The following is a 22,738-nucleotide window of genomic DNA, read 5'->3' as shown; positions in this document are numbered from 1 at the left end:
GTGCTGCTGTCATGGAGGCGACCCGCCACTGGCTTCACTCCAGCGAACACGCCTCCAGCATTTCGATCTACACACGGGCCTTGTCGTGGTGGCTGGATTGGGTACACTATCGCGGCCTCTTCGTGGACCGGGTCGATCCAAGCGAAGTTGACCTTTATGTCGCAGCCCTCCATCATTCTCAGCTGTCCGACGCCACGACTCAGCAGAGGCTGTCGGTCATTTCAAGCTGGTACGGGTACTTGGCTAAAATCGGTCTTATTGTGACAAACCCATTCAAAGGTGCACGGTGTGTTCGCGGTGCCGCCAAGTCGACCCGCCGTCTGACCGAGGCCAACTTGCTTTCTCTGGCGGCTAGCGCTGTGGCTACCGGCAGTCTACGGACGGTCGCCATCGTCACACTTCTGATCACAACTGCTTCGCAGACGAAGGCGCTCCTCGACGCTCGTGTAGACGATCTGGGCAATACAGGTGATATCAGAACGCTACGCCTGGCGAATGCCACCACTCTCTATCCCGTTCCTCTTGCGCCCTACTCCGGACAACGTCTCGATGCGTACCTGGCAAGGCGTGGGCGAAGGTCCGGTCCGCTGTTTACGAGTTCAACAGGCCTCGCATTGTCGCGTTCGTACGTCTACGAGCTAGTCCGAGGACTCGCCCAGTCTGCCCGGATCGCCGACCCCCACAGCGTGTCTCTGCGGGCCATCAGATCCAGCGTGGCGCGCGCTCATCTTGAAGCAGGGGAATCGATTGAGTCAGTCAGGGTCCTCCTGGGTCACGCAGAGACTCTCGCCCGACCGCACGTGACTACGGAGGCGTATCTGGCCCAAAGCCCCGCCTTCCGCCTCAACCGGAAGCTCGAGCGACAAGCTCGAAGCTTGCCACGCCCTCGAAGCAAACGCCCTGGCCGGGTGTGGCGATAGCGCACGACGCAATCTGCGCTGATTCTGTCCGCTGCCCCGAAGGGGAAGCGGCTGGTCATCTGATGACATCTATTTGGTCATCTAGGTGTCGCATGACCGTGATCGGAGGCTTCTTCCGACACATCCCAAGGTTTGACGGCACCCGTCTCGCGCAACCACAAGACTGCTTCTGAGCTGCTAAACGACACCCAATGACCAACCTGGATGCCACCTTCATAACCAGGCACAGCCGCGGCCGCCGCTCGACGGATTGATCGACGACCTCTACTACCTGGAGGGCTCGGCGCCGTACGCCCGGCTGTTGCTGCCGCCGTCTCCCTCGGCGTTGCTCATCGTCAACCTCGGGCCGCCGTTCCGCATCCGCGCCGGCACCGACCTCGAGACGGCCGAGTACGCCGACGGCTGCGTGGTCACCATGCCGACCCGCGCGATCGAGTTCGGCTACCCGCCCCGGACCCGGTCCGTGGGCGTGCACTTCAAGCCGTGGGGGCCGGCGCAGTTCCTGCCGATGCCCGCGGCGGAGCTGCGTGACCGGCCGGTGACGCTGGAGCAGGTCTGGGGCCGGCCCGCCGTTGCCGAACTGCGCGAGCGGCTGGCCGGCGCGGCCGGGCCGTACGAGATGGTGACGCTCCTCGAACAGGAGCTGATGCGACGGCTGCGCGAGACCGCCGGCCTGGGGCTGGTGCGCCACACGAGCGGCGTCATCGCGGCGACCGGCGGGGCGGTGACGATCGGCGACCTGAGCGCGGCGGCCGGGGTCAGCGGCACGCATCTGGCGCAACGGTTCAAGGAGCTCGTCGGCATCACGCCGAAGCGGCTGGCCCGCACCTACCGCTTCACCGCCACGGTGTTCTCGATCGACCCCGCCGGGCCGATCGACTGGGGCGAGCTCGCCGGGGGTGCGGGCTACTTCGACCAGGCGCACTTCGGCCACGAGTTCCGGGCCTTCACCGGGCTCACCCCGACCCGCTACCTCGAGGTCCGGCGGCGCTTCCTGCGCGAACACCCCGGCCACGTGCTGGACGGCTGGCCGCTGCCGGCCGATTGATTTCTTACAAGAGCGCCGGCTCACCAGACGCTAGCTTGAGGGCACCCCAGAGCAGAGGAGAGCCCCGTGGGCAAGGTGGTCATGTACAGCTCGGTGTCGGTGGACGGCTTCATCGCCGGCGACGATGACCAGCCCGGACCGCTGTTCGACTGGTTGACCAGCGGTGACGTCCCGCTGGACGAGAGCGGCGTGGTGAAGGTGTCGCAGACGTCGTACGACTACACCCGGCCGTACTGGGACCAGATCGGCGTCACGATCGTCGGCCGGCACGTCTTCGACCTGACCGGCGGCTGGGACGGGAAGCCGCCGGGCGGGATCGACCACGTGGTCGTCGTGACGCACCGGCCGGCGCCCGAGGGCTGGGACCCCGGCGCGCCGTTCCACTTCGTCGAGGGCGTCGAGACGGCCGTGGCCAAGGCGCAGGAGCTCGCGGGCGACCGCCTGGTCGAGGTCGCCGCCGGCGACGTCGGTGGCCAGGTGCTGGCCGTGGGCCTGGTCGACGAGGTGCGCATGGACGTCGTGCCGGTCGTGCTCGGGTCCGGCAAGCGCTTCTTCGGGCCGGTCCAGGCGCAGCACCTGCTGGAGGATCCTGACGTGGTGATCCGGGGCAACCGGGTGCTTCACCTGCGCTACCGGGTGCGCCGGGCCGGCTGAGCCGTGAGCGATGCGGCCTGCTCGATCCTCGCGCGGTGGGCCGCACGGGCTTCCTCGTCGATCCGCTGCTCGTGCTCGGGGCGCAACCCGGTCCGGCCGTCGAGGCCCTCACGCAGGATGTCGGCGTGCCCGGCATGCCGTACGGTCTCACCGAGGACATGCACCAGGACGGCGAACAGGTTCGTGCCGGCATGAGGCTCCGGCCACCACGGCACGTGACCTGCGGCGTCGAGCGGGAGCTCGTTGATCGTCGCATCCGAGTGTTCCCACGTGCGCCGGTAGAAGCCGACGATCTCATCGAGGCTCTCGTCCTCGGCCGCCCAATGATCGCTGCCGTCGGAGTCCTGCCACCGGGGCAGCGGCCCCGGGGAAGGACGGCCGAAAACCTCGCCGAAGTACCTGGCCTCGACGGTGGCCACGTGTTTGACCAGGCCGAGCAGGTTGGTCCCGGTCGCGGTCAACGGCCGGCGGGCGTCGTATTCGGCCAAGCCGTCAAGCTTCCACAGCAACGCCTTGCGGTCTCGCCGCAGCCTGCCGTGCAGGGTGTCTTTCGCGAAGTCGTCAATCATGCGGCATGAGCCTGCCATGGCGAACCCATCGCCCCAAATCCGGGCGGAGTCGCGGCGCGATGCCGGCGGCCGACAGGACGTGCGAGAAGCCACTTTCGGCGGAAATCGGGGTGAAACTATCTGGCGGGTCCGGACAGGTACGGGGTGTCGGACCTTACGGATGAGAGAAGGCAGCGTGACCCACCATGACCGCAAGCAGCGCTTCGAGGTGATCTACGTTGCCAGCTATCCCGACATCCTCAGCTATGTCCGACGACGGACCGACTCCCACGAGGATGCCGCCGATGCCCTCGCCGAGACGTTCGCCACGGCCTGGCGCCGGCTGGACGACATCCCCAAGGGTCGGGACGCGCGCCTGTGGCTGTTCGGCGTGGCCCGCCGGGTGCTGGCCAACGGCCGCCGCGCCGAGTCGCGCCGCAGCGAGCTGGTGGAGCGGCTCGGTCACCAGCTCGCGGTGTGGGCGGAGCACACCGAGGCCGGCGAGAGCCTGGCGGGCGTGCGGGAGGCGTTCGCGCGGCTGAGCGCCGACGACCGGGAGATCCTCGCGCTGGCCGGCTGGGAGGGGCTGAACGCCGACGAGATCGCCACCGTCGTGGGCTGCTCGCGGGCCAACGCCCGGCTGCGGCTGCATCGGGCCCGCAAACGGCTGGCCGGACACCTGGACGCGGCCGGCGTCGACATGGCCCGCATCGGCTTGCGTGCCGTCGCGATGACGAAGGGGGCTGTGTGATGCACGAGATCGACCGACTGGTGGCCGGCATCGCGCCCGATCCCGGTCCCGGCGCGACGCCGCTCGCCAGGGAACTGCTCGATGAGATCACCTCCGTCCCCGTCCCCGAGCGCCGCCGCACCTGGTCGCGCAGGTGGGCGACCGTACCGGTGCTGGCCACGCTCGCGGCCCTGCTGTCCTTCGGCCTCGCCCAGGCGCCCGCCTCCGCCGCGCTCGACATCGAGCTGGTGGACGACCACTACGTGATCACGGTGAAGGACCTGCTGGCCGAGCCCGAGGTGTACCAGCGGGAGCTGCGGGCCAGAGGCCTGGACATCACGCTCGACCTCGTACCGACCTCCGCGAGCCTGGCGGGCCAAATAGTCGTGATCAACGACGTTGACTGGTTGAGATCCGGCCAACCGGTACCCGACGGCCCGATCACCACCATCGACGCCCCGGGACCGTGCGAGCGGTTCGCCGGCTGCCCCGTCGGCCTGAAGGTGCCGGTCGACTTCGACAAGAAGGCCGAGATCAGTCTCGGCAGACGGGCCATGCCCGGCGAGAGGTACACGATGCCGCCCGGCATCGCCCTGCCCGGCGAGCCTCTGCACTGCGTCGACTACGTCAACAAGAGCGTCGCCGAGATCTCGGCCCTGCTGCGCGAGCGCGGCGTCGCCCCCTCGTACATCTCGTACGACAAGCCCTCGGGACCCTCCGCCCCCGGCGAGTGGTACGTGCACGACGGCGTCATGAGCGCCGACGGCCAGGCCCTTCTCCTGGTCGGTGCCGAGCCCAGCACCCAGCGCAACCCGGGGCCGCAGTCTCGCTGTTGATCCCGGCCTGACGCCGAGAGCCGCCCCCATTACCGCCATGCGTCGTCCTCGGCATGCGCGGACCTCCGTCCTGCCCCCACGATCGGATTTCGCGTGCTCACCGACACTCGCGTGGCGCTGCCTTCGCCGCGCCGCCTGGCCGCCCTCGCCGACCACCGCGTCTTCGCCGCGTTGCTGCTCCTGGCTGCCGTGTTGCGGGTGGTGACGATGCTCGGCTACCGCCCTGTCACGCTCTACTGGTACGACTCCTTCACCTACCTCGACACCGCCGTGCACCCGGCTCCGTCCGCGACGTTCCACCCGATCGGCTACCCGCTGCTGCTGCGGGCGCTGCTGCCGTTCCACAGCGTGGAGCTGGTCGCGGCCGTCCAGCACGCCATCGGCCTGGGCACCGGCATGCTGCTCTATGCGGTACTGCGCCGCAGGGCGACGCCCGGCTGGGCGGCGGCGTCGGCGACGGTGCCGCTGCTGTTCGACGCCTCCTTCCTGCGCCTCGAGCATGCCGTCCTGTCCGACACGCAGTTCATCTTCCTGATCGTGGCCGGGCTGGCCGTACTCATGTGGTCGCCGCGGTTGTCCGTGCGCGCCGCCGCCGGAGCGGGCCTGCTGTTCGCCGCAGCCGCGCTGACCAGGACGATCGCGCTGCCCTTGCTCCTGCTCGTCGTGCTCGTGCTGGCCGTTCGGCGCGTGGGGCGGCGGCCGCTGGCTGCGCTGGTTCTGGCCGGTGCGCTGCCCTTGGCCGGGTACGCCGCCTGGTATGCCCAGCACCACGGCCGCTTCGCCATCAGCGGCGCCGATGGGGTCGCCCTGTGGGCCCGCACGATGACGTTCGCCGACTGTGCCCGCATCCAGCCGCCGCCCGATCTCGCGCGCCTCTGCCCCAACGGGACAAAAGTGGACGCGGCCTCCGAGTACGTGTGGGCGCCTGGAGCCTCGCTCAACCTGCTGCCCGGCGACCGCTTCACGCACAACGACCTGGCCCGCTCGTTCGCGATCGCGGCGATCCTCGCCCAGCCGCTGGACTACCTGGGCGGCGTCGCCCGCGACACCGCCATCGCCTTCTCCTGGACCCCGATCCCGCACCCCGACCGCACCACCCCGGCGTTCGGCTTCAAGAGCGGGCACTGGGAGCTGCCCGGCCAGCCGCTGATCGCCAAGGTGAAACGGGAGTACGACCCGGACATCCGCGGCCTGTCGTCGGTCTCCCCGTACGCGGATTTCCTCATCGCCTACCAGTACGCCGCCTACCTGCGCGGCCCGCTCCTGGGCCTGATCCTCCTCCTGGGCGGGGCCGCCGCGATCCGGCGGCCCCGCGTGGCGCTGCTGCCGTGGGCCGTGGCGATGGGCCTGCTGATCGGCCCGGTCGCGGTTCTGGACTTCGACCACCGGTACGTGCTGCCTGTCATACCCATCGCCTGCCTGGCCGCCGCCCTCGCTTTCCGACCTTCGTCGGGAATCTGAACGCAGCAGGGGCGGATCGGTACGGCACGCAGATCCCTTTCCCCGCGACCACTCCGCGGACGCCGGACATGGCGGCACTCCACCGACAAGCAGACCGACGCCGCCTGCGCGCTGCAGGTGAAGGTCGGGGCGGAAGAGGAGGACGACGGTCAGCAGGTGAGCGGGAAAGAGGCCGGGCAGCCCGCCTGAATCTGCCGCTGACAGGTTTCGCGGTCATGACGCGGGCGCGCCGCTACGGCCGATCGGAGGCGAGCGGCCGATCAAGCAGCAGCGCCGCGGTCGATCGTGCGGTCGCGGCGGCGTGGGCGTCGCGATCCAGGTGGGCGGCGGTGATCGCGCCGTCGATGAGCTGGACCAGCGCGGCGACCAGGGCGTCATCACCAGATGGCCGCTGCAGCAGGCGCCGCAGCAGATCCGGCAGCCATTGCCGGTGGTAGGCGATGACGGCCTGGATGCCGTCGTGGTGGGGGTATTCGGCGGCGGCGTTGACGAACGGGCAGCCGCGATAGGCCGGACTGGACAGTTGCTCGTGGAAGACATCGAACAGAGCCAGCACCCGACCGCCCGGGTCGCCGGCCCGGGCGTACACCTCGGCTTCGACGTGAGCGCGCCAGGTGTCGGTACGGCGCCGCAGATAGGCGGCGACCAGGTCTTCTTTGGTGCGGAAGTGCACATACATGGTGGAGCGGGAGACGCTGGCATCGTTGATCACCCGGTCGATGCCGACCGCCCTGATGCCTTCGGCGTAGAACAGCAGGTCCGCGGTGGCCAACAGGCGCTCGCGCACCGGGGAGGCCTTCGTCTCTGGCGTTGTCACCCCACCAGTATCGAACCGAACGTTCTGTTTGACAAATCCCGACGCGCCGCCCTAGCGTCGCTCCTCGTATCGAACCGAACGTTCTGTTTGGGCAGTGTGAAAGAGAGATGTGCCCCATGACCCGTGTTCCCCTCATCGACCCCGCCACCGCGACCGGCGCCGCCGCCGAGCAGCTCGCCGCCACCCGGCAGACCCTGGGCGTGATCCCCAACATGGCCAAGGCGATGGCCAACAGTCCCGCCGCGCTTCAGGGCTTCCTGGGTCTGTTCGGCGCGCTGAAGCAGGGCGTGCTCCCGGCCGCCACGCAGGAACGCATCGCCCTGGCCGTCGCAGAGGCCAACGGCTGCGCCTATTGCCTATCTGCGCACACCATGGTCTCCCGCAACGCGGTCAAGCTGCCGGAGGAAGAGATCACCGCGGCCCGCCGCGGCCACAGCTCCGACGCCAAGGCCGAGGCCGCCCTGCATCTCGCGCTGGCCATCACGCGCAACCGTGGCCCGGTCGACAAGGAGACCTTCGACGCGGCTCGGCAGGCCGGGCTGAGTGACGAGGAGATCGTCGAAGTGATCGCCAACGTCGCCCGCAACATCTTCACCAACTACGTCAACGAGGCACTCGAGGTCGACGTGGAATGGCCGCTGGTCACCCCGTTCGAGCGCACCGCGAGCAGCGCTACGCGCGAGGCCTGAGGGGCCCTGCGCCGGATCGACGGCGAAGCCGACCGGCGTGTCACCGATACGCCGGCCGGCATCTCACCCGCGCTCGGCCACACCGCGGCGGGGCGTTGGGCGAGATGTACGACAGGCTTGGCCTCGCGCCCGCGAACCTCAGCTGGAGGTCCGCGTGGGCGCGGCGCAGGCCGCCGAGGCCCTGTTTGCCACGAGATGCCCCCGCGCCGTCACCGGGGTCGATGTACAGCGGAGCGAAAACGTACGCTAAGCCCGTTCGCGCAGGTCAGCCGCGACGGCTGAGTACGGGGGTCCGGAGAGGCTTGGCGTACGTTCCCGTTCCATCGGTTCCATCGCACAGGTCGCAGTTCGCTCGCAGCACCAAGCACCCTCCGCACGTTGGGCGGCGGCCTGGTCGCGGCGATCGACGGGATGCGCTTCATCGTCCCGGTCCCCTCGGCCTACGCCCGCCCCAACCGCAAGTACTTCGGTCCCAAGCGCGGTGTCACCTGGCTCAACATGATCAACGATCAGGCGTTCGGCGTCGCGGCCAAGGTCGTCTCCGGCACCGACCGCGACTGCCTGCACGCCCTGGACGTCACCTTCTCCAGCGGCGAGGGCCGGCGGGCGGATGTGATCGTGACCGCCACCGGCTCGTATTCCGACCTGGTCTTCGGCCTGGCGCACCTGCTGGATCGCGAGTACCGGCCGGCGCTGGCCGATCTGCCGGATCAAAAGCTATGGAAGTCCCAGCCCGAGGCCGACTACGGCGCCCTGAACTCGCTGGCGCGCGGCCGCTTGGACCTGGCCAAGGTCGCCCACCAGTGGGAGGAGATCATTCGGCTGGTCGCCTCCATCTACACCAGCGAGGTCAGCCCATACGACGTCGTGCGGATGCTGCAGCGCGATGGCCACCCCACCGCGCTGGGTGAGGCCATCAACACCTACGGCCGCGTCTTCAAGTCGCTGCACGTGCTGGCGTTGATCGACGATGAGGACCTGCGGCGCGACATCAAGGGCATCCGCAACCTGCAGGAAGGCCGCCATGCCCTGGCCCAGCGGGTTTTTCACGGTCGCAAAGGACAGCTGTTCCACCGCTACTACGACGGCCTGGAAGATCAGCTAGGCGCGCTGGGCATCGTGTTGAACTGCCTGGTGCTGTGGAACACCACCCACATCGACGACGCCCTGGCCCAGCTACGCGAGCAGGGCTATCCGGTGCAGGAGGCGGATGTGGCGCGCCTTTCGCCGTTCATCTGCAAGCACATCAACGTGCACGGACGCTACTCCTCCTACCGCCACGAGCTCGGCGGGGCGCGCCGTCCGCTGCGCGACCCCGAGACTCCCGATCCCGACGCCGAGGACGAGCAGGACGCCCAGGACTGAGGCGCAGCGGCACGCAAGGAGAAGACGGTTTCACTCACGAACCACCGGTGGCAGCCGGTAGCTGCCGTCCAGAACGGCCTGGCCCGGCATGTAGAGCCGCATCATGGGCCGGAAGTCGCCCGCGGGGGCAGGCAGCCAGTTGGCGGTGTCGGCGGGCTCCTCGTGGCTCATGACGATGGTCAGCGATCCGTCGCCGGCGTGCTGGATGCCTGGGGTGCGGTCGCCGATGGAGTAGCGGCCGATCGGGTTGTCCACCAAGTAGTAGTCGGGCGCCGCGTACATGGTGATCGACCAGAACGCGCCCACCGGCGGCAGCTCCTCAAACCGCAGCGTGTAGGAGTGGGCACCATTGAGCTGCCGGCCGTCGGAGTCGACGCGCACGGTGGGGTAGACGGCCTCGTAACCATGGTTGCCCCACAACGCCGCCCGGGCGCTGACGGCGCGCACCAGGTAGGACTGCTCCCGGTCGGGGAGGCGCCAAGCCGCCTCGTCCAGGGTGCCGAGCTCGAAGAAGTCCAGGTTGTAGTCGAAGGCGTGCGGGTTGACGTCCCAGCCGTTGACCGGGGCCTGGTGGCCGGCCTTCATGGTCTGCTCGATCCGTTCGCGCCCGTCGGCGAGCCCGGCGAGGATCTCCGGGGCCGCGCTGGTGTACGGCCGGCCGTCCAGAAGCCCGAGCGGCGCGAACCTGGCGGCGTAGTCCTGGTCAGCGGGGGCGGGCGGGAAAGCGGCCATCCACCGGCGCAGGCGTTCCAGAAATAGCAGGTCCTGCGGAGCCTTCACGTCGGGGATACCGTTGCCTGGCTGGCCGTCGAGGGTGAAGCCGCTCTGCAGGGCGAAGACGTTGGGCAGGTCGTCGGGGCCGTCGCAGGCGATGCGGCCGACGATGGTGGCCACCGCGGTCGGTGCATGGATCACCGGCACGTCGGCCTGTCCGCTCCAGCCGGGTGGCACGATCAGGTACTCGCCAGCGCGGGTGCCTGTGGCGCGCTTGCCGACGTAGGCGAAGTTGTTGCTCCATGCGTCCACGAACTGCAGTACGTAGTAGCGCTCGCCGGTGTCGGGCACGCGTAGCCGTACCGGGCCGCTGGAAAGGTCGAGCTGGGCGATGGAGTAGAGGGTGTCGTTGTTGACGCTGACGAACTCGTCCTTCGGCGTGGCCAGGTGCTTGCCGTGCGCGAAGGTGTTGAACGGCGCGCCGGGCAGGTCACCCACACCCTCGCGGACGAATCGGTCGATCTGCCCGACGTCGAACACGAGCGGGAAACCGTAGACGTAGGCGTCAGCGGCCAGTTCACGCAGCTCCATCACAGTCCTCCAAGACCCTTGCCGACCAGCACCACGCCCAGCACGAGCAGCAGGACGACAATGCGGTCGCGTTGTTGTGCTCCAGCCAGTAGCGCAGGGAGTTGAGCGGCCCGCGCATCCGCTCGGCGGCCACCGCGTAAGCGATCACCGGGACGGCGACCGTGCTGACGGCGATCACCGTGAAGACCACCAGCGGCAGCACATGGGAGCCGCCCTGGGCGATGGCCACCCCGGCGGCCACGCACATGGCCAGGTTCTTCGGGTTCACCGCCGACAGCAGAAAACCGATCGATTCGCTCCTGCCCGGGGTCATCTTGTCGATCGCCGCCATCCAGGCGGGCAGCTTGGGCGCCTGGCCCTCCTTGGGCCTGGCCTTCCACTGCTTGATCGCCAACAGCAGCATGACCACACCGAGCAGCAGCTTGATCCAGGACACCACGGCAGATGGCTGCCCACCCGACTCCAGCCCTACGGCCTCTGCCAGCATCGCGAACAGCACGGTGGCGATCACGACGCCGGCCACCCAGCCGATCAGGAACCCGGTGCTGGTTCCGCCCGCGCGAGGCGCCAGCAGCATGAGAATGACCGCGATAATCGGCACCGGGCTGATCGCAACACCCAACGCCAGCGGCAGCAACTCCCCGGTGACGTTCATGCGATCTTGCTACCCGCCTCTATATCCACGATCATCCCCTCTGCCAGCAAAGGCTTGACTGTGCCAAGACGGGGCTTTCGCGCCGGAAAGGTGTCCCGTCATGACGGATGTGCGGACGATCGCCGCCTAGGACTGGCTCTACGGCTTCCCGCCGCTCGGCGATGGCCAAGTTCTCAAACGAATCCTTTCCGGCAGGAAGATCGAAAACGGCCGCCGCGAGACACCAGGCCGTCGGCTCGCCCAGCCCGGCTCACCCTGCCGGTCCCGCTCAGGCGCCGTCGCCGGGATCTACCACACCGGCCGCTTCAAGAAGGTCGCCCGGCTCGCCAAGCTGCTGCGTGTGCCCACCCCAGCCGACCGCGGCCCCGGCCAGCCCTGGCGACCCGGAACCCCGCCACCGGCCGCGCCTGATACCGGCACCCCCGGCGCCGACATCCGCATCGGCTACGCCCGCTGCTCCCACCTCACCCAGGAACTGCAGTCACAACTCGACGCCCTGGCCGCGCATGGCATTCCCCGCGACAAGCTCTTCTCCGAGAAGATCAGCACCCGCGTCCGGGTCCGCCCACAGTTCGAAGCCGCACTGCAAACCGCCCGCCAGATCAAAGCCCACGCGCCGCACTGCCGCGTCATTTTCACCGTGTACGAGACGAAACGCCTCGGCCGCGACGCCGCCGAACTCACCGCCCTGGCCGACCACCTGACCGCCCACGGCCTGATCCTGGAGATGCTCGCCAGCCCGCTCCCCGGCATCTACGACCCCAGCGGCCCTGGCCGCATGCTCTTCGGCTTCTTCGCCGCCATGGCCGAAACCGAACGCGAGAACATCCGCGAAGCCACCCTGGAAGGCCTGGACGCCGCCGCCCGCAAAGGCAAGCACGGCGGCCGGCCACCCGTCATCACCGACGACATGCTGCACACCGTGCTGCGCCGCCGCGCCGCCGGCGAATCCGTCGAAGCCATCCGCCCCGACCTGATCATCCCGACCGGCAAGCGCAAGGGCCGCAACCCCGGCCCGGCCAGCATCTACCGAGCCCTGGCCCAACACGACAAAGCTCAGTCCTACCCCGAGGCAATCGAGGCAGCCCACGCCGACCTCGCCGACCTTCGCCCCGCCCAGTGACCTCGCGGCCCCATCACAACGGCACCGCGCCCCGGCGCCCCGGACTCACAGCCTCGGTCCGATCGAACGTGTCCGGATCTGTGTGATCGAACGGGAACGTACGCCAAGCCTCTCCTGACCCCCGTACTCAGCCGTTATAGCTGACCTGCGCTAACGGGCTTAGCGGGCGTTTTCGTTCCGCTGTACTTCGACCCCCGTCACCGCCACGCTGGTGGCGAAGAAGGCCTTCGCCGATCGACGTTGGCCGCGCCGGTCAGCGGCTCCAATCCCGGGTTGAGGAACAGCGGTACGGCCATAAGCAACGAGAACGACCTTGAGCACGTGGCGCTCGCGCAAGAGACTGCTCCGCACTCCCGGCAGGCCGGCAACCAGGCGGTTGGCCCAGCGCACGTACTCGATGGCGCCCCCTCGGAGACGACGCGGGCGGAGAATGCAGTGCGGATGATGCCGAGCCGGGGGGACGCGATCAGGCGATGGTGAGTGTGACAGACAGCTTGAATCCTGTGTCACATGCTGGCGGGAGAACGAGCCGGCGCACATCGGGATGCGCGAATCGCGAGTACGGTCAGCCACCCATCGGTGGCGGCGCAGACCCGGTCGCAATGGGGTTTCGCTCCGGAGGGAACACCTTCTCGAGGACCTGCCTGTCGCCCCGGACGTCCCCCACGGACAGCGCCTGTTCGACCGTGAGCGCACCGGCGGCGAGCCCGATGACGACCTCCGGGGCGGCGGCGAAGACCGTGTCCGGCTGCTGATCGGGCCGGACGATGGCACTGGGGCCGTGCTCGTCGATACGCAGGATCATGAGCAACCCGTCCGTTTCGATGCCGAGCTCCACCGGAGGGGTCGCGGTGATGCCCCGGAGCAGGCCGGGCAGAGCAAGCGTCAGCCAGCGCGGCTGGAACGAGTCGCCGTCGCGTCCTGTCTCCAGGAGCGGCGCGCCCCATCTGCCGAGGGCCTCCATCGGCTCGCGTAGCCCTGCGCCCCAGGGCGTGAGCGCGTAGACGACGCTCGTCTCCTGCAGGCGGCGTTCGATGATGCCGTTGGACTCCAGGGCCCGCAGCCGCTCGGCCAGGAGGTTGGTCGCGATCCCCGCGAGGGAGGCTTTGAGCTCGGTGTAGCGCATCGGCCCGGGGAGCAGTTCGCGGACGATCAGGAGGGTCCAGCGCTCGCCCACGATGTCCAGGGCGCGCGCCAGGGCGCAGAACTGCCCGTAGGAGCGAGGCTTTTTCGAGTCTTGCTTGATCTTCTCCATCGTGGTTGATTATATCAACCGTCCGGGAGATGTCGAGCAGAGGGATCCGCATGGAGATGAGCATCAGCTGGGTGGCCGTCGTGGCCGCGATCGTGGTCGGGATGGCGATCGCCTGGGTGTGGTACAGCGACTGGGGGCTCTTCGGCAGCGTCTGGCGGAAGCTGACCGGGGTCACCGAGGAGGACTCGAGGCGGGCCGGCAAGCGCCCGTTCGCCGTCCTCCTGGCGTCGATTCTCCTCACCGCGCTGGTGCTCGCCGCCGCGTGCTCCGTCGTGTCGGTTTCGTACGGCGGCGCCCCGCTCTGGCTCGATCTGGCCGTGGGATTCGCCGCCTGGCTCGGGTTGTCGCTGACGACGCTGGCGCAGCACAACGCCTTCGAGCAGAAGCCGGCCCAGCTCACCGTGATCAACAGCGCCTATCAGCTGACGTTGTTCCTGGGCATGGCCCTGGCCATCGGGTTGGTGCGGTAGCCGTACAGGCTGATTGGAAGGAGTCAGCCCCTGACCTGCGCGCCCGTCCACGCCTGGTCGGCCCAGGCCGGATCGAGCGGGGTGCAGGCGATGTGGTTGGTGTAGTTGGACAGGGTCTTCATGCCGACGCCGAGCACGATGTCCAGCACGTGACGGCGGGTGTGACCGGCGGCCAGGAATTCCTCGATCTCGGCCTCGGTCACCCAGCCACGCTGGGCCACCATCGCGTGCGTGAGCCGGCGAACCGCCTCCAGCGCAGGGTCGTCCAGCGGCCGGTCCGCGCGCAGGTCCTCGACCACCGCGGCCGGCACCCGGGCGCGCAGCGCGAGCGTGGAGTGCGCGGCCACGCAGTACTCGCAGCCGTTGGCCACGCTCGCGGTGATCAGCACCACCTGCTTGGCCACCGCCGGCAGCGACGACTTCCCGAACTGCTCGGCCAGCGCGTTGTAGCCGGCCAGCAGTTCCGGCGACTCGGCCATGACCCCGTGGGGCGGGCCGCCTCGGGGGCGTCACTCTCGTCGTAGGTGCGAAAACCGCTCATCATCTCTCCTGGGTGGTGGTGAAACCATCGAGTACGGCACGCACGCCGGCCAGCAGATCGTCCGCCTCGGCACCGGCTCGTGAGCGCAGGTTGACCGCGTAGGCCTGCAGGGTCAGGGCCTCGGCGGCCGCCTCCAGATCCAGACCGTCCCGGAGTTGGCCGAGCGCCCGCGCGGCCTGCAGTACGGCGAGCATCGACGCCCGCAGCGCATCGTGGTGGCGGTCGAGGATGTCCCGGATCTCCGGCAGGCCGCCGCTCGCCGTGGCGTGCGTATTGGTGACCAGGCACCCCCAGCGCGCGTGCTCACCCGAACACCGCGCCGCCACCAGCCGCGCGAAGAACGCGGCTATGGCCGGCACCCCGCGCTCGTCCGCGGCCAGGGCCTGGAACACCGGCCGCGACTGCCGCTCCAGATAGCGGCCCAGCGCGGCGGCCTGCAACTGCGCCTTGCCGCCGAAGGTGGCATACAGGCTGGAACGGCTGAGCCCGGTCGCCTGGACGACGTCGGCGATGCCGGTGGTGTCGGCCCCGCGTTGCCAGAACAGGGTCACCACCTGGTCCAGCGTCGCCTCGGGATCGAAGTGCTTGATGTCGGGCATGCGTGCACAACCCCACACAGGAGCCATCCCGGCACCGCGGGAAGCGCCGGTGGTGCCGGTCGGTCAGGCTCCTCCCTTGGCAAGGTAGTCGGCGGGGTCGTAGTGGAGGTGAAGCCGTTGGATCTTGCCGTCGGCGAAGGTGAAGAACTCGGCGAACCTGACGCCGCCACGGGGAAGCTGGGCGTCGTAGAGAACAGCACTGCCGTCGGGCCCGTGGACCTCCTGGATCAGGTCGATCGTGCCGACGTTGGCGATGAACCCTTTGACGCCTTGCAGGAAGCGGGCCGCCCCGGTGACGCGCCCGGCGATAGGGCCCTCGAAGTCGAGGTCGTCGGCCAGGAGGGGCGCAAGGTCCCGGCCGTCGCCGTAGGCGTCGATCCCGCCGGTGAGGATCCGATAGTAGGCCGGGAGCGGGACCGGTGCGGCGGTGCTGACGACACTCATGCCATGTCCTCCGATGAGCGAAACGATTGGTAGAGAAACTAAACCAGCTAGATGAGAATCTCAACCATGCTGCTACGCTGTTGGGTATGCGTTCGTACAACCAGTACTGCTCGATGGCCCGGGCCTTGGACCTGGTTGGCGACCGATGGACGTTGCTGATCGTCCGCGAGCTGCTGACTCAGGGCCCCTGCCGGTTCTCCGACCTGCGACGCGGCCTTCCAGGCGTCGCCAGCAATCTGCTCGCCGAACGCCTGCGCGAGATGGAGGCGAACGGGGTGATCACCCGCCAGGACGAGCCGCCACCGATCGCCGCGACGCTCATCCGGCTCACCGACCGGGGCCAGGAGCTCAGCGGCGTCGTCCGCGAACTGACCCGCTGGGGCGCGCCGCTGATGCTGGAACCACCGGACGGCGACGCGTTTCGCATGCACTGGTTCACGCTGCCCCTGCGCCACCTGTGCCGGGACGGCTCACCCGATGAGCCCGCCGTCACCGTGCGCCTCGGCGACCTGCACGACGGCTGCGACATCATCGCCGACCACGGCCAGATCCAGGTGCTCCCCTGTTCTACGGCGCGGCAGGCCGACGCCACCGTCACCGCGCCGCCGCAGGTGCTGGTCGCGCTCTTCACGGGGCTGATGACACTGCCGACGGCCCAGGCCCAGGGGCTCGTCGTCGACGGCTCCTCGGCGGCGCTCCAGCGCCTTCTACCGGAAGCGGGGTTCGCCAGTGGCTGATGATCGAGATCTTCTGTATCGGGACCTTCTGAACAGGCTCGCCGAGGACTACGCCGACGACCCGGACGTTGCCCTGGCGACGATGTTCCGCAGTCCGGGACTTCGCACCGGGGGCAAGATCTTCGCCTTCCTCGGCCACGACGGCGAGCTCATCGTGAAGCTCCCTCACGATCACGCTCGCCGGCTCCTCGACGAGGGAACCGCCGACCCGGTGACCATGGGCAAGCGGACCATGCGGGAATGGGTCGCGCTCCCAGCCCAGCAGAGCGACACCGAGACCCTCGCCCTGTGGCGGAAGGCAGCACACGACGCCTATCGGTACGTGGACTCCCTGCGACGATCAAGCTGACGGGGCACGCCAGGGTGCTGCCGGCACTCCACCGCCGGGGTTCACAGCGACAAAGCAGAACGTGGGCCGCGCCGAGCAACCGTCGCCTTGGCCGGGACAGCAGCACCCTGAACCGGCCGCCCGCGGATCGCGCACCGATTAGCTTCCCGCGCCGTCACCGTCGGTACGTACGAGACCGACTCACAGGAGGCTGAACACGATGCGGAAACTGATCTTCGCCATGAACGTCACCCTGGACGGCTACACCGCCGCGCGCGGCGACGACCTCGGCTGGAGCGGAGGGGACGGACCGGACTCGTCGTCGAGCGACGAGCTGTTCCAGTGGTGGTCCGACCGGGTGGGCGCGACCAGCCTGGCGCTGTACGGGCGCAAACTGTGGGAGGTGATGAGCGCGAGCTGGCCCACCGCCGACCAGCGGCCCGGCGCCACCCCGGCCGAGATGGAGTACTCGCGTCGCTGGCGGGACATGCCGAAGGTGGTGTTCTCCTCGACGATCGACAAGGTCGACTGGAACGCCCGCCTGGTGACCGGCGACGCGGTCGCCGAGATCGCCCGGCTCAAGGCCGAGGACGGCGGCCCGATCGACATCGGCGGCGCGACGCTCGCCGGGGCGGCCATGCGGGCCGGGCTGGTCGACGAGTACGTGCTGGTCACCCAGCCGGTCCTGGTGGGCGGCGGCACGCCGTACTTCGCCGCCTTGGACAACTGGGTGAACTTGAAGCTGGTGGAGACGCGGACGTTTCCCGGCGGGGTGATGATGACCCGCTACGAGACGAGGCGATGATCTTCGTCGGCGGGCGGTGGGGCGGGCTGCTCATTCCGCGGTGATTTCGTCGACGTCGGACGGCAGGGTCGCCGGCAGGCCCAGCCATGGCTTGCCGGTGGCGTCGAACCCGGTCAACTCGGCGATCTTCCCGTCGACGATGTGCAGGACCGCGATGTTGAACAGCCGGTACTGCACGTCCCCGGGGATGCGGCGGTACAGCACGGCGGCAGGCATGAGGTTGACCGTCGTGGTGAGGCAACGCCAGTCGTCGTAGCCGCGCTGGAACAGCCCGCCGGAGACCCAGCCGTCCACCGCATCCTTCGCCGTGCTGACCGAGGTGCCGGGCTCGGGCAGCATGGCGAAGCGCAGGTCGTCGCGGAGCAGGGCCATCAGCCCGTCCAGGTCGTTGCGCTCATGGGCGTCGATGTACGCCTTCACCACACTGCGCTCGTCGTCCGACAGCTCGTGGGTGGCGGGGCTGCGCCAGTCGAGGCGGCGGCCCGGCAGTTGCTCGCGCATCGTCACCCGCGCCCGCTGCAACGCGCTGGTCACCGAGGCGACGGTCAGCTCGAGGACGTCGGCGGTCTTCGACGCCGGCCAGCCGAGCACGTCACGCAGGATGAGCACCGCCCGCTGCCGCGGCGGCAGGTGCTGGACGGCGACGATGAACGCCAGCTCGATCGTCTCCCGCGCCACCACCGACTCCTGCGGATCCTCGGGCAGCATCCGGTCGGGGAAGGGCTGCAGGTACAGCACCTCGGAGCCCAGATCGGGCAGTCCGGTTGGCACGGGGGTGCGGTCGTTGCGCTTCTCCAGGAAGTCGAGGCAGGCGTTCGTCGCGATCCGGTACAGCCAGGTTCGCAGGGTCGCATGGCCCTTGAACGACTCGCGCTTGTTCCACGCCCGCAGGAACGTCTCCTGCGTCAGATCCTGGGCGTCCTCGTAGTTCGCGAGCATCCGGTAGCAGTGCACCTGCAGCTCACGCCGGTGGCGCTCGGTGACGAGCGCGAACCGCGCCGGGTCGCCCGAACGGACCGCCGCGAGGAACGTGGCCTCGTCGGCGCCCAGCGGTCTGCTGTCGGTCATGGTCATCAATCCTTTCACCGGTACGGCCAGCAGAACTGACGACGTGGCGAAGGATTTCTGATCGGTGAAGCCGGCGTCCACCAGCACGGTGGTGCTGCAGTTGGAGGCCGAGGGCGAGCTGGACCTCGACGACAAGGTGGACAAGTGGCTGCCCGACCGGGCCTGCGGCAACGGCGACGACGGCCGCGAGATCACCATCAGGCAGTTACTCAACCACAACAGCGGGATCTTCAACTACGGCAGCAACCAAGACCTTCGCCACGACGATTCGCTGGAGGCCGCGATGCCGGTTGGCAGTCGACGTTCGCAAGTGTTGGCGTTCCTCGGTGTCCTCACGATCGCCGGCGTCATGATGCTGGCGATCGTGGCCTTCCGAGGCGCCGGCGACGAGCAGTTCGTCCGTTCGGTCGTAGGGATGGAGGCGTTCGCTCGCACCATGCAGGACGGTGACCGGCTCGGCTCCCGGACCGTCGGTGAGATGGAGTTCGAGGAGATCCGCCGCGAGCGCGGGGTGGTCTTCTTCCAGCAGGGCGAGCCTTGGGGTCGCCCCTACGGTTACGCCTGGAGCCCTCAGGGCGATCCAGCCCGAATCTTCGAGGACGTGGAGTGGTCAGAGGACCACGTCGATCACCATTTCGAGCACCTGCACGGCGCTTTCTACTCCTGGCAGGGAAGGCGCTGACGCCTGTTGCCAGTGGAATCGGGGCCGGGTCCGTCCGGGAGGTGTCCCCGGCCTGCCTGCTCGCCTCAGACGAAGGGCGGCTTGTCTCACCCTCGGTCGAGGCAGGTACGGACGGCCTTGACCAGGTTCGACGCTCGGGGGTCGTCGGGGCGGAAGTTCCACAGGTTCGTGACGTAGCAGAAGCCGACACCGGCGTCGGGGTCGCCGAGGGCGATCGATCCGCCGGCGCCCGGGTGGCCGAACGATCCAGGCCCGAGCATCGGCGCCATGGGAGACGCTCGCCAGAACCCCAGCGACAGGTAGAAGGAGCGGTCAGCCGGAAGGTCCAGACCCGGCGGCAAGCCGTACATCCTGGTCTTGTCGGTCTGGACGACGGACATCCGCTCGACCGTGGCCGGATCCAGCAGCCGGAACCCGTCGACGTCGCTGACGGTGGCGGCGTACATCCGGGCCAGCGAGTGCGCGTCCGCGATCATGTTTGCGGCCGGGAACTCCGATGCGCGCCAGGCCCGCGTCAGCATGTAGTCCCCGGAGGTGTTGTCCAGGGCGCCGCCGAGCTCGCCGGCGCGCATCTGGATCGAGCCCGGGGTCCACATGGACTGGACCCAGGCGGTGACGGTGTCCGCGTCGAGCCCGGTCGCCGTGATCAGGCCGGCGAGGAACTCCTCCACGCTGAAGGCGTCGGCGTAGTGCAGGCGGGCCACGCGTTCCTCGTGTTCCTCGGGCAGCCCGATCCAGGCGCTCAGCCCGAGCGGGGCGGCCACCTCCTCGGCGAAGAACGTGCCCAGCGACCTGCCGCTGATCCGGCGGACGAGTTCCCCGACCAGGAACCCGTAGGTGACGGCGTGGTAGATGTGCTCGGTGCCCGGCCTCCACAACGGCTTCTGCGCCTCGAGCGCGCGGATGACCGGGTGCCACGCGCACGCCTGCTCGAACGTCAGCGGCCCGTCGACGAGCGGGAGACCGGCCTGGTGCGACAGCAGCCAGCGCACCTTGATGTCTTCCTTGCCGTTGGCGCCGAACTCCGGCCAGTACCGGGTCACCGGGGCGTCCAGGTCCAGCTCGCCCCGCTGGGCCAGCAGGTGGGCGCAGATCGCGGTGGCGCCCTTCGTCGCCGAGGCGACCTGGACGATGGTGCTGTCGCTCCACGGCCGGTTCGTCTCGCGGTCGGCGAGCCCGCCCCACAGGTTGGCGACCAGGCGGCCGCCGGCGTAGACGCTGCAGGCCGCGCCGACCTCGCCGGGGTCGTCGAAGTTGGCTCGGAAGGCGTCGGCGACCTTCCCCCAGCCTTCCTCCACGCCGTGCTCGAGGTCGTCACCGCTGGTCGGGACGTGGTCCTGATGGGCTGTCATGCGGATCTCCATTCTCTTGGCCGGCGCCGGTGAGCTGCTGATGTCGATCAGTGCGCGGCGCCGAGTTCGATGAGCAAGACGCCCGCGGCGATCAGCGCGACGCCGAGGACCATGACCTTGGTGAGCGGTTCACCGAACAGGACGCGAGAGGCCAGTGCGGTGAGCGCGACGCCGGACGCCGCCCAGATGCCGTACGCGACACCGAGCGCCATCCCGTCGGCGAGGGTGAGCGTGAGGAACCCGAACGCCGCGAGGTAGGCGACGATCAGGGTGATGACCCAGGGCGTACGGCCACGGCCGTGCGACACCATGCGCAACGCCAGGGTGCCGCCGACTTCGGAGGCGATCGCGGCGGACAGGAACAGCCAGCTCACGTGCCCTCCAGTCGTGGATGGGCGCGGGAGCCGAGCTCGACGCACAGCACCCCGCCGATGACCAGGGCGATTCCCACGCCGGTCATCGTGGACAGCGCGTCGCCGTACAGGATGGAGGAGAGGATCGCGGTGAGCGCGACGCCGGATGCCGCCCAGATGCCGTACGCCACGCCGACGCCCATGCCCAGGCGCAGCACGAACGCGATCGTGACGAACGCCCCGGCGTAACCGGCCGCCACGATGCCGAACCAGACCGGGTTGTCGAGGGCCGCGCGTAACGACAGTGTGGCGGCTACCTCTAGCAGGATCGCGGCGGACAGCAACCACCATTTCTTCATGCGGGATCCTCGTCTCTCAGGAGGTGCCTGGCGACCTCGAGCACCTGCTGCCGGTCTTGCTCGGGGACCGGGAAGACACCGGTCGCATCGGCCATCCAGTAGCCGTCGGCCAGCAGGCGAGCCGCCGTGAGCCGGGCCCGCACCGCCGGTGGCAGCGTGGTGGGTACGGTCACCCAGGACTCGAAGCGGCGCACCCAGGTCTCGGTGAGGGCCTCTCGGTAGAGCGCGTCGGAGAACACCGCGAAGTCCGCTCGGTCGAACCGCTCGGACAGTGCGACCTCGACGTAGGCCTGGATCCGCTGCCGCGGGGACGCGGTCTCCTTCGGCTGTCCCAGGTGGGCGAGCAGGAGGCGTTCCCACCGCGCGCCGACGTGGTCGACGACGCCGAGCATGAGGGCATTTTTCGTCGGAAAGTGGTACATCAGCCCGGGCTTGGTCAGGCCCACCTGCTTCGCAGTGGCATCCAGGGTGACCGCTCCCCCGCCCTCGGCCCGGAGCAGATCGAGGGCACCGTCGAGGATGCGTTCCTTCGCGTTCGTCGTCACACTTTTACTTTACCTTCCGGAAGGTAAAGTAACAATGATCGCCTTCGACCCCCGAGCAGGGGGAGCGCCCCGCGCGGCACGGGTGGGTGCCGCGCTCACCGTGGAAGGCGGCGTCCGCCATCTCGCGGCGCCCTGACCGTCGCCACCTTCGGCAAGACGTTCATCGCCGTCCGCCGAACGTCCAGTCGTGGACCTCGATATCGGCATACAGCTCAGGAGTCAGGATCGTGCGGGCCGTACCCGGATCCGGGGCCTGGATCAAGGCGGCGGTGCCCAGCCAGAAAGTGCCGTCGTCGGACAGCAGTGGCCCGTAAGCGATCAGGTCGTCTCGCCGGCCGGGTGGCGGAACGAGGTCGGCGGCCCCTCCCTCGGCCAGGCCGAGAACCAGATAGCGGTCACCGCCATCACGCCCTCCGGGGAAGTCCCACATGGTGCGACCCAGCACGTTGCGCCAGCGGCGCACCATGACGTCCCGATAGACGCCGGCCTGCTGGTTGGGCTCGTCGAACGCGAACGCCCGCGCCGCTGCCGGATCGGGCAGGTCGACGATGTGCACGCTGCCGGTGGCCCTGTCGCCGTCGAGGGTCGGCCCACGGGCGATCAGCTCGGCTGTGTAGTGGTCCATGTAGGACCAGTGCTCCTCGGTGAGCTTCTCGCGCAGAGCAGCAGAACCGGGCCGGTCACGGTGGTAACAGAAGAACTCCATGCCGGCCAATCTTGCACGGGTCTCGGAGAACGGAACACGACACCCGTCGTCCCCTCAACGACAAGGAACGGCGCGAACCCGGTAATCCCGCCGCCGCGGCAAGGGGCTTCCGATTCCGATCTCACCGACTGCGGTACCCAACAGAAAACCAACGGCGGACGCCTAGGCTCACGGCGTCAGCCTCCCAGTCCGGAGACCGACGTGACACGCGGGACCGCTGTCGAATACCGGGCACCGCCGTACGCCGGCTGGACCTGGTCGCAGAATCCCATGGCCCAACAGGGTTCGACCTCACAGAAAGACGGACATGCTCAGAAAATCTCTTGCCGGTCTGACGGCTACC

At 68.9% G+C, this 22,738-nt stretch carries 28 protein-coding genes and 1 pseudogene; 15 read left to right on the top strand and 14 right to left on the bottom strand.

All coding sequences use genetic code 11. The annotated features are described in order from the left end of the window. Nucleotides 1–11: 11 nt before the first annotated feature. From AB0I67_RS16190 to AB0I67_RS16175, 4 genes and pseudogenes are all read left to right on the top strand, one after another. Nucleotides 12–920, top strand: coding sequence for a site-specific integrase (locus AB0I67_RS16190; protein ID WP_357924073.1), 909 nt, complete (start codon nucleotides 12–14; stop codon nucleotides 918–920). Nucleotides 921–1,152: 232 nt separating this feature from the next. Then, nucleotides 1,153–1,446: pseudogene (locus AB0I67_RS16185) on the top strand (DUF6597 domain-containing transcriptional factor); the annotation flags it as partial. Then, nucleotides 1,429–1,968 carry a helix-turn-helix domain-containing protein gene (locus AB0I67_RS16180; protein WP_357924071.1) on the top strand — a complete coding sequence of 180 codons (540 nt, stop codon included), beginning with the start codon at nucleotides 1,429–1,431 and terminating at the stop codon, nucleotides 1,966–1,968. The pseudogene AB0I67_RS16185 and the gene AB0I67_RS16180, both read left to right, overlap by 18 nt. Before the next feature lie 66 nt (nucleotides 1,969–2,034). Then, complete coding sequence (locus AB0I67_RS16175; RefSeq protein WP_357923722.1) at nucleotides 2,035–2,622, top strand: dihydrofolate reductase family protein; 588 nt, start codon at nucleotides 2,035–2,037, stop codon at nucleotides 2,620–2,622. On the opposite strand, the gene AB0I67_RS16170 is transcribed toward AB0I67_RS16175, so the two are convergent. Continuing rightward, the gene (locus AB0I67_RS16170; RefSeq protein ID WP_357923720.1) at nucleotides 2,598–3,191 is read right to left on the bottom strand and encodes a DinB family protein; all 594 of its coding nucleotides are present in this window, start codon (nucleotides 3,189–3,191) and stop codon (nucleotides 2,598–2,600) included. The two genes, AB0I67_RS16175 and AB0I67_RS16170, sit on opposite strands and share 25 nt — an antisense overlap. Before the next feature lie 175 nt (nucleotides 3,192–3,366). Here AB0I67_RS16170 and AB0I67_RS16165 point away from each other — a divergent pair, with 175 nt between their 5' ends. The 3 genes from AB0I67_RS16165 to AB0I67_RS16155 all read left to right on the top strand — a co-directional run bounded on the left by AB0I67_RS16165 (nucleotide 3,367) and on the right by AB0I67_RS16155 (nucleotide 6,197). Continuing rightward, on the top strand, nucleotides 3,367–3,921 hold the full coding sequence (locus AB0I67_RS16165) for an RNA polymerase sigma factor (RefSeq protein ID WP_357923718.1): 555 nt from the start codon (nucleotides 3,367–3,369) through the stop codon (nucleotides 3,919–3,921). Next, a complete protein-coding gene (locus tag AB0I67_RS16160) occupies nucleotides 3,921–4,736 on the top strand; it encodes a hypothetical protein (protein ID WP_357923717.1) in 816 nt (271 codons plus the stop codon). Before AB0I67_RS16165 ends, AB0I67_RS16160 begins: the two co-directional genes overlap by 1 nt. Nucleotides 4,737–4,829: 93 nt before the next feature. Next, nucleotides 4,830–6,197, top strand: a complete 1,368-nt coding sequence (locus AB0I67_RS16155; protein ID WP_357923715.1) for a hypothetical protein — start codon at nucleotides 4,830–4,832, stop codon at nucleotides 6,195–6,197. Nucleotides 6,198–6,429: 232 nt separating this feature from the next. Here the strand turns inward: AB0I67_RS16155 and AB0I67_RS16150 are convergent, their stop codons facing one another. Then, on the bottom strand, nucleotides 6,430–6,984 hold the full coding sequence (locus AB0I67_RS16150; RefSeq protein ID WP_357923713.1) for a TetR/AcrR family transcriptional regulator: 555 nt from the start codon (nucleotides 6,982–6,984) through the stop codon (nucleotides 6,430–6,432). A gap of 146 nt (nucleotides 6,985–7,130) precedes the next feature. Here AB0I67_RS16150 and AB0I67_RS16145 point away from each other — a divergent pair, with 146 nt between their 5' ends. After that, nucleotides 7,131–7,703: a carboxymuconolactone decarboxylase family protein gene (locus AB0I67_RS16145; RefSeq protein WP_357923711.1), complete on the top strand. Its 573-nt coding sequence runs from the start codon at nucleotides 7,131–7,133 to the stop codon at nucleotides 7,701–7,703. Between the two features lie 378 nt (nucleotides 7,704–8,081). Then, nucleotides 8,082–9,068 carry a Tn3 family transposase gene (locus tag AB0I67_RS16140; RefSeq protein WP_357923709.1) on the top strand — a complete coding sequence of 329 codons (987 nt, stop codon included), beginning with the start codon at nucleotides 8,082–8,084 and terminating at the stop codon, nucleotides 9,066–9,068. A gap of 30 nt (nucleotides 9,069–9,098) precedes the next feature. Here the strand turns inward: AB0I67_RS16140 and AB0I67_RS16135 are convergent, their stop codons facing one another. Both AB0I67_RS16135 and AB0I67_RS16130 read right to left on the bottom strand, forming a co-directional pair. Beyond that, entirely contained in the window at nucleotides 9,099–10,373 is a 1,275-nt protein-coding gene (locus AB0I67_RS16135; protein ID WP_357923707.1) for a DUF1254 domain-containing protein, read from the bottom strand. Next, nucleotides 10,360–11,028, bottom strand: coding sequence for a GAP family protein (locus tag AB0I67_RS16130; protein ID WP_357923705.1), 669 nt, complete (start codon nucleotides 11,026–11,028; stop codon nucleotides 10,360–10,362). Before AB0I67_RS16130 ends, AB0I67_RS16135 begins: the two co-directional genes overlap by 14 nt. Before the next feature lie 340 nt (nucleotides 11,029–11,368). Here AB0I67_RS16130 and AB0I67_RS16125 point away from each other — a divergent pair, with 340 nt between their 5' ends. After that, nucleotides 11,369–12,151 carry a recombinase family protein gene (locus AB0I67_RS16125; RefSeq protein WP_357923703.1) on the top strand — a complete coding sequence of 261 codons (783 nt, stop codon included), beginning with the start codon at nucleotides 11,369–11,371 and terminating at the stop codon, nucleotides 12,149–12,151. Between the two features lie 565 nt (nucleotides 12,152–12,716). Here the strand turns inward: AB0I67_RS16125 and AB0I67_RS16120 are convergent. After that, a complete protein-coding gene (locus AB0I67_RS16120) occupies nucleotides 12,717–13,406 on the bottom strand; it encodes a helix-turn-helix domain-containing protein (protein WP_357923701.1) in 690 nt (229 codons plus the stop codon). 56 nt (nucleotides 13,407–13,462) lie between these two features. Here AB0I67_RS16120 and AB0I67_RS16115 point away from each other — a divergent pair, with 56 nt between their 5' ends. Continuing rightward, complete coding sequence (locus AB0I67_RS16115) at nucleotides 13,463–13,876, top strand: DUF1761 domain-containing protein (protein ID WP_357923699.1); 414 nt, start codon at nucleotides 13,463–13,465, stop codon at nucleotides 13,874–13,876. 23 nt (nucleotides 13,877–13,899) lie between these two features. Here the strand turns inward: AB0I67_RS16115 and AB0I67_RS16110 are convergent, their stop codons facing one another. The 3 genes from AB0I67_RS16110 to AB0I67_RS16100 form a co-directional block, all read right to left on the bottom strand. Next, the gene (locus tag AB0I67_RS16110; RefSeq protein ID WP_357923697.1) at nucleotides 13,900–14,355 is read right to left on the bottom strand and encodes a carboxymuconolactone decarboxylase family protein; all 456 of its coding nucleotides are present in this window, start codon (nucleotides 14,353–14,355) and stop codon (nucleotides 13,900–13,902) included. 61 nt (nucleotides 14,356–14,416) lie between these two features. Next, nucleotides 14,417–15,016 (bottom strand): helix-turn-helix domain-containing protein, encoded by a 600-nt coding sequence (locus AB0I67_RS16105; protein ID WP_357923695.1) that lies wholly within the window; start codon nucleotides 15,014–15,016, stop codon nucleotides 14,417–14,419. 63 nt (nucleotides 15,017–15,079) lie between these two features. After that, complete coding sequence (locus tag AB0I67_RS16100; protein WP_357923693.1) at nucleotides 15,080–15,460, bottom strand: nuclear transport factor 2 family protein; 381 nt, start codon at nucleotides 15,458–15,460, stop codon at nucleotides 15,080–15,082. An 86-nt stretch (nucleotides 15,461–15,546) separates the two neighbouring features. Between AB0I67_RS16100 and AB0I67_RS16095 the strand changes: the two genes are divergently transcribed. From AB0I67_RS16095 to AB0I67_RS16085, 3 genes are all read left to right on the top strand, one after another. Beyond that, a complete protein-coding gene (locus AB0I67_RS16095) occupies nucleotides 15,547–16,197 on the top strand; it encodes a winged helix-turn-helix transcriptional regulator (protein WP_357923691.1) in 651 nt (216 codons plus the stop codon). After that, on the top strand, nucleotides 16,190–16,546 hold the full coding sequence (locus AB0I67_RS16090; protein WP_357923689.1) for a TfoX/Sxy family protein: 357 nt from the start codon (nucleotides 16,190–16,192) through the stop codon (nucleotides 16,544–16,546). Before AB0I67_RS16095 ends, AB0I67_RS16090 begins: the two co-directional genes overlap by 8 nt. Before the next feature lie 199 nt (nucleotides 16,547–16,745). Beyond that, nucleotides 16,746–17,330, top strand: coding sequence for a dihydrofolate reductase family protein (locus AB0I67_RS16085; protein ID WP_357923687.1), 585 nt, complete (start codon nucleotides 16,746–16,748; stop codon nucleotides 17,328–17,330). Between the two features lie 30 nt (nucleotides 17,331–17,360). On the opposite strand, the gene AB0I67_RS16080 is transcribed toward AB0I67_RS16085, so the two are convergent. Further along, entirely contained in the window at nucleotides 17,361–18,398 is a 1,038-nt protein-coding gene (locus AB0I67_RS16080; RefSeq protein ID WP_357923685.1) for an RNA polymerase subunit sigma-70, read from the bottom strand. 64 nt (nucleotides 18,399–18,462) lie between these two features. On the opposite strand from AB0I67_RS16080, the gene AB0I67_RS16075 reads away from it, so the two are divergent. Further along, the gene (locus tag AB0I67_RS16075; RefSeq protein WP_357923683.1) at nucleotides 18,463–19,080 is read left to right on the top strand and encodes a serine hydrolase domain-containing protein; all 618 of its coding nucleotides are present in this window, start codon (nucleotides 18,463–18,465) and stop codon (nucleotides 19,078–19,080) included. An 86-nt stretch (nucleotides 19,081–19,166) separates the two neighbouring features. Here the strand turns inward: AB0I67_RS16075 and AB0I67_RS16070 are convergent, their stop codons facing one another. From AB0I67_RS16070 to AB0I67_RS16050, 5 genes are all read right to left on the bottom strand, one after another. Continuing rightward, nucleotides 19,167–20,432: a serine hydrolase domain-containing protein gene (locus AB0I67_RS16070; protein ID WP_357923681.1), complete on the bottom strand. Its 1,266-nt coding sequence runs from the start codon at nucleotides 20,430–20,432 to the stop codon at nucleotides 19,167–19,169. A 47-nt stretch (nucleotides 20,433–20,479) separates the two neighbouring features. Further along, nucleotides 20,480–20,806 carry an SMR family transporter gene (locus AB0I67_RS16065; protein WP_357923679.1) on the bottom strand — a complete coding sequence of 109 codons (327 nt, stop codon included), beginning with the start codon at nucleotides 20,804–20,806 and terminating at the stop codon, nucleotides 20,480–20,482. Further along, a complete protein-coding gene (locus tag AB0I67_RS16060; protein WP_357923677.1) occupies nucleotides 20,803–21,144 on the bottom strand; it encodes an SMR family transporter in 342 nt (113 codons plus the stop codon). Before AB0I67_RS16060 ends, AB0I67_RS16065 begins: the two co-directional genes overlap by 4 nt. Next, complete coding sequence (locus tag AB0I67_RS16055; RefSeq protein WP_357923675.1) at nucleotides 21,141–21,689, bottom strand: TetR family transcriptional regulator; 549 nt, start codon at nucleotides 21,687–21,689, stop codon at nucleotides 21,141–21,143. The genes AB0I67_RS16060 and AB0I67_RS16055 overlap by 4 nt, the downstream gene beginning before the upstream one ends. A 160-nt stretch (nucleotides 21,690–21,849) precedes the next feature. Beyond that, nucleotides 21,850–22,395 carry a YciI family protein gene (locus AB0I67_RS16050; RefSeq protein WP_357923673.1) on the bottom strand — a complete coding sequence of 182 codons (546 nt, stop codon included), beginning with the start codon at nucleotides 22,393–22,395 and terminating at the stop codon, nucleotides 21,850–21,852. Nucleotides 22,396–22,738: the final 343 nt, after the last annotated feature.

Source organism: Nonomuraea sp. NPDC050310 (assembly GCF_040655795.1).
Taxonomy (GTDB): domain Bacteria; phylum Actinomycetota; class Actinomycetes; order Streptosporangiales; family Streptosporangiaceae; genus Nonomuraea.
The sequence above is the reverse complement of the archived record's forward strand: the minus strand, read 5'-3'. Positions and strand labels throughout refer to the sequence as shown.

Coding starts and splice junctions, on each gene's coding strand:
- AB0I67_RS16190 (WP_357924073.1), top strand. CDS start 12: ATGGAGGCGACCCGCCACTGGCTTCACTCCAGCGAACACGCCTCCAGC.
- AB0I67_RS16180 (WP_357924071.1), top strand. CDS start 1,429: ATGCCCGCGGCGGAGCTGCGTGACCGGCCGGTGACGCTGGAGCAGGTC.
- AB0I67_RS16170 (WP_357923720.1), bottom strand. CDS start 3,191: ATGATTGACGACTTCGCGAAAGACACCCTGCACGGCAGGCTGCGGCGA.
- AB0I67_RS16160 (WP_357923717.1), top strand. CDS start 3,921: ATGCACGAGATCGACCGACTGGTGGCCGGCATCGCGCCCGATCCCGGT.
- AB0I67_RS16145 (WP_357923711.1), top strand. CDS start 7,131: ATGACCCGTGTTCCCCTCATCGACCCCGCCACCGCGACCGGCGCCGCC.
- AB0I67_RS16135 (WP_357923707.1), bottom strand. CDS start 10,373: ATGGAGCTGCGTGAACTGGCCGCTGACGCCTACGTCTACGGTTTCCCG.
- AB0I67_RS16130 (WP_357923705.1), bottom strand. CDS start 11,028: ATGAACGTCACCGGGGAGTTGCTGCCGCTGGCGTTGGGTGTTGCGATC.
- AB0I67_RS16120 (WP_357923701.1), bottom strand. CDS start 13,406: ATGGAGAAGATCAAGCAAGACTCGAAAAAGCCTCGCTCCTACGGGCAG.
- AB0I67_RS16115 (WP_357923699.1), top strand. CDS start 13,463: ATGAGCATCAGCTGGGTGGCCGTCGTGGCCGCGATCGTGGTCGGGATG.
- AB0I67_RS16110 (WP_357923697.1), bottom strand. CDS start 14,355: ATGGCCGAGTCGCCGGAACTGCTGGCCGGCTACAACGCGCTGGCCGAG.
- AB0I67_RS16105 (WP_357923695.1), bottom strand. CDS start 15,016: ATGCCCGACATCAAGCACTTCGATCCCGAGGCGACGCTGGACCAGGTG.
- AB0I67_RS16100 (WP_357923693.1), bottom strand. CDS start 15,460: ATGAGTGTCGTCAGCACCGCCGCACCGGTCCCGCTCCCGGCCTACTAT.
- AB0I67_RS16095 (WP_357923691.1), top strand. CDS start 15,547: ATGCGTTCGTACAACCAGTACTGCTCGATGGCCCGGGCCTTGGACCTG.
- AB0I67_RS16085 (WP_357923687.1), top strand. CDS start 16,746: ATGCGGAAACTGATCTTCGCCATGAACGTCACCCTGGACGGCTACACC.
- AB0I67_RS16080 (WP_357923685.1), bottom strand. CDS start 18,398: ATGACCGACAGCAGACCGCTGGGCGCCGACGAGGCCACGTTCCTCGCG.
- AB0I67_RS16070 (WP_357923681.1), bottom strand. CDS start 20,432: ATGACAGCCCATCAGGACCACGTCCCGACCAGCGGTGACGACCTCGAG.
- AB0I67_RS16060 (WP_357923677.1), bottom strand. CDS start 21,144: ATGAAGAAATGGTGGTTGCTGTCCGCCGCGATCCTGCTAGAGGTAGCC.
- AB0I67_RS16050 (WP_357923673.1), bottom strand. CDS start 22,395: ATGGAGTTCTTCTGTTACCACCGTGACCGGCCCGGTTCTGCTGCTCTG.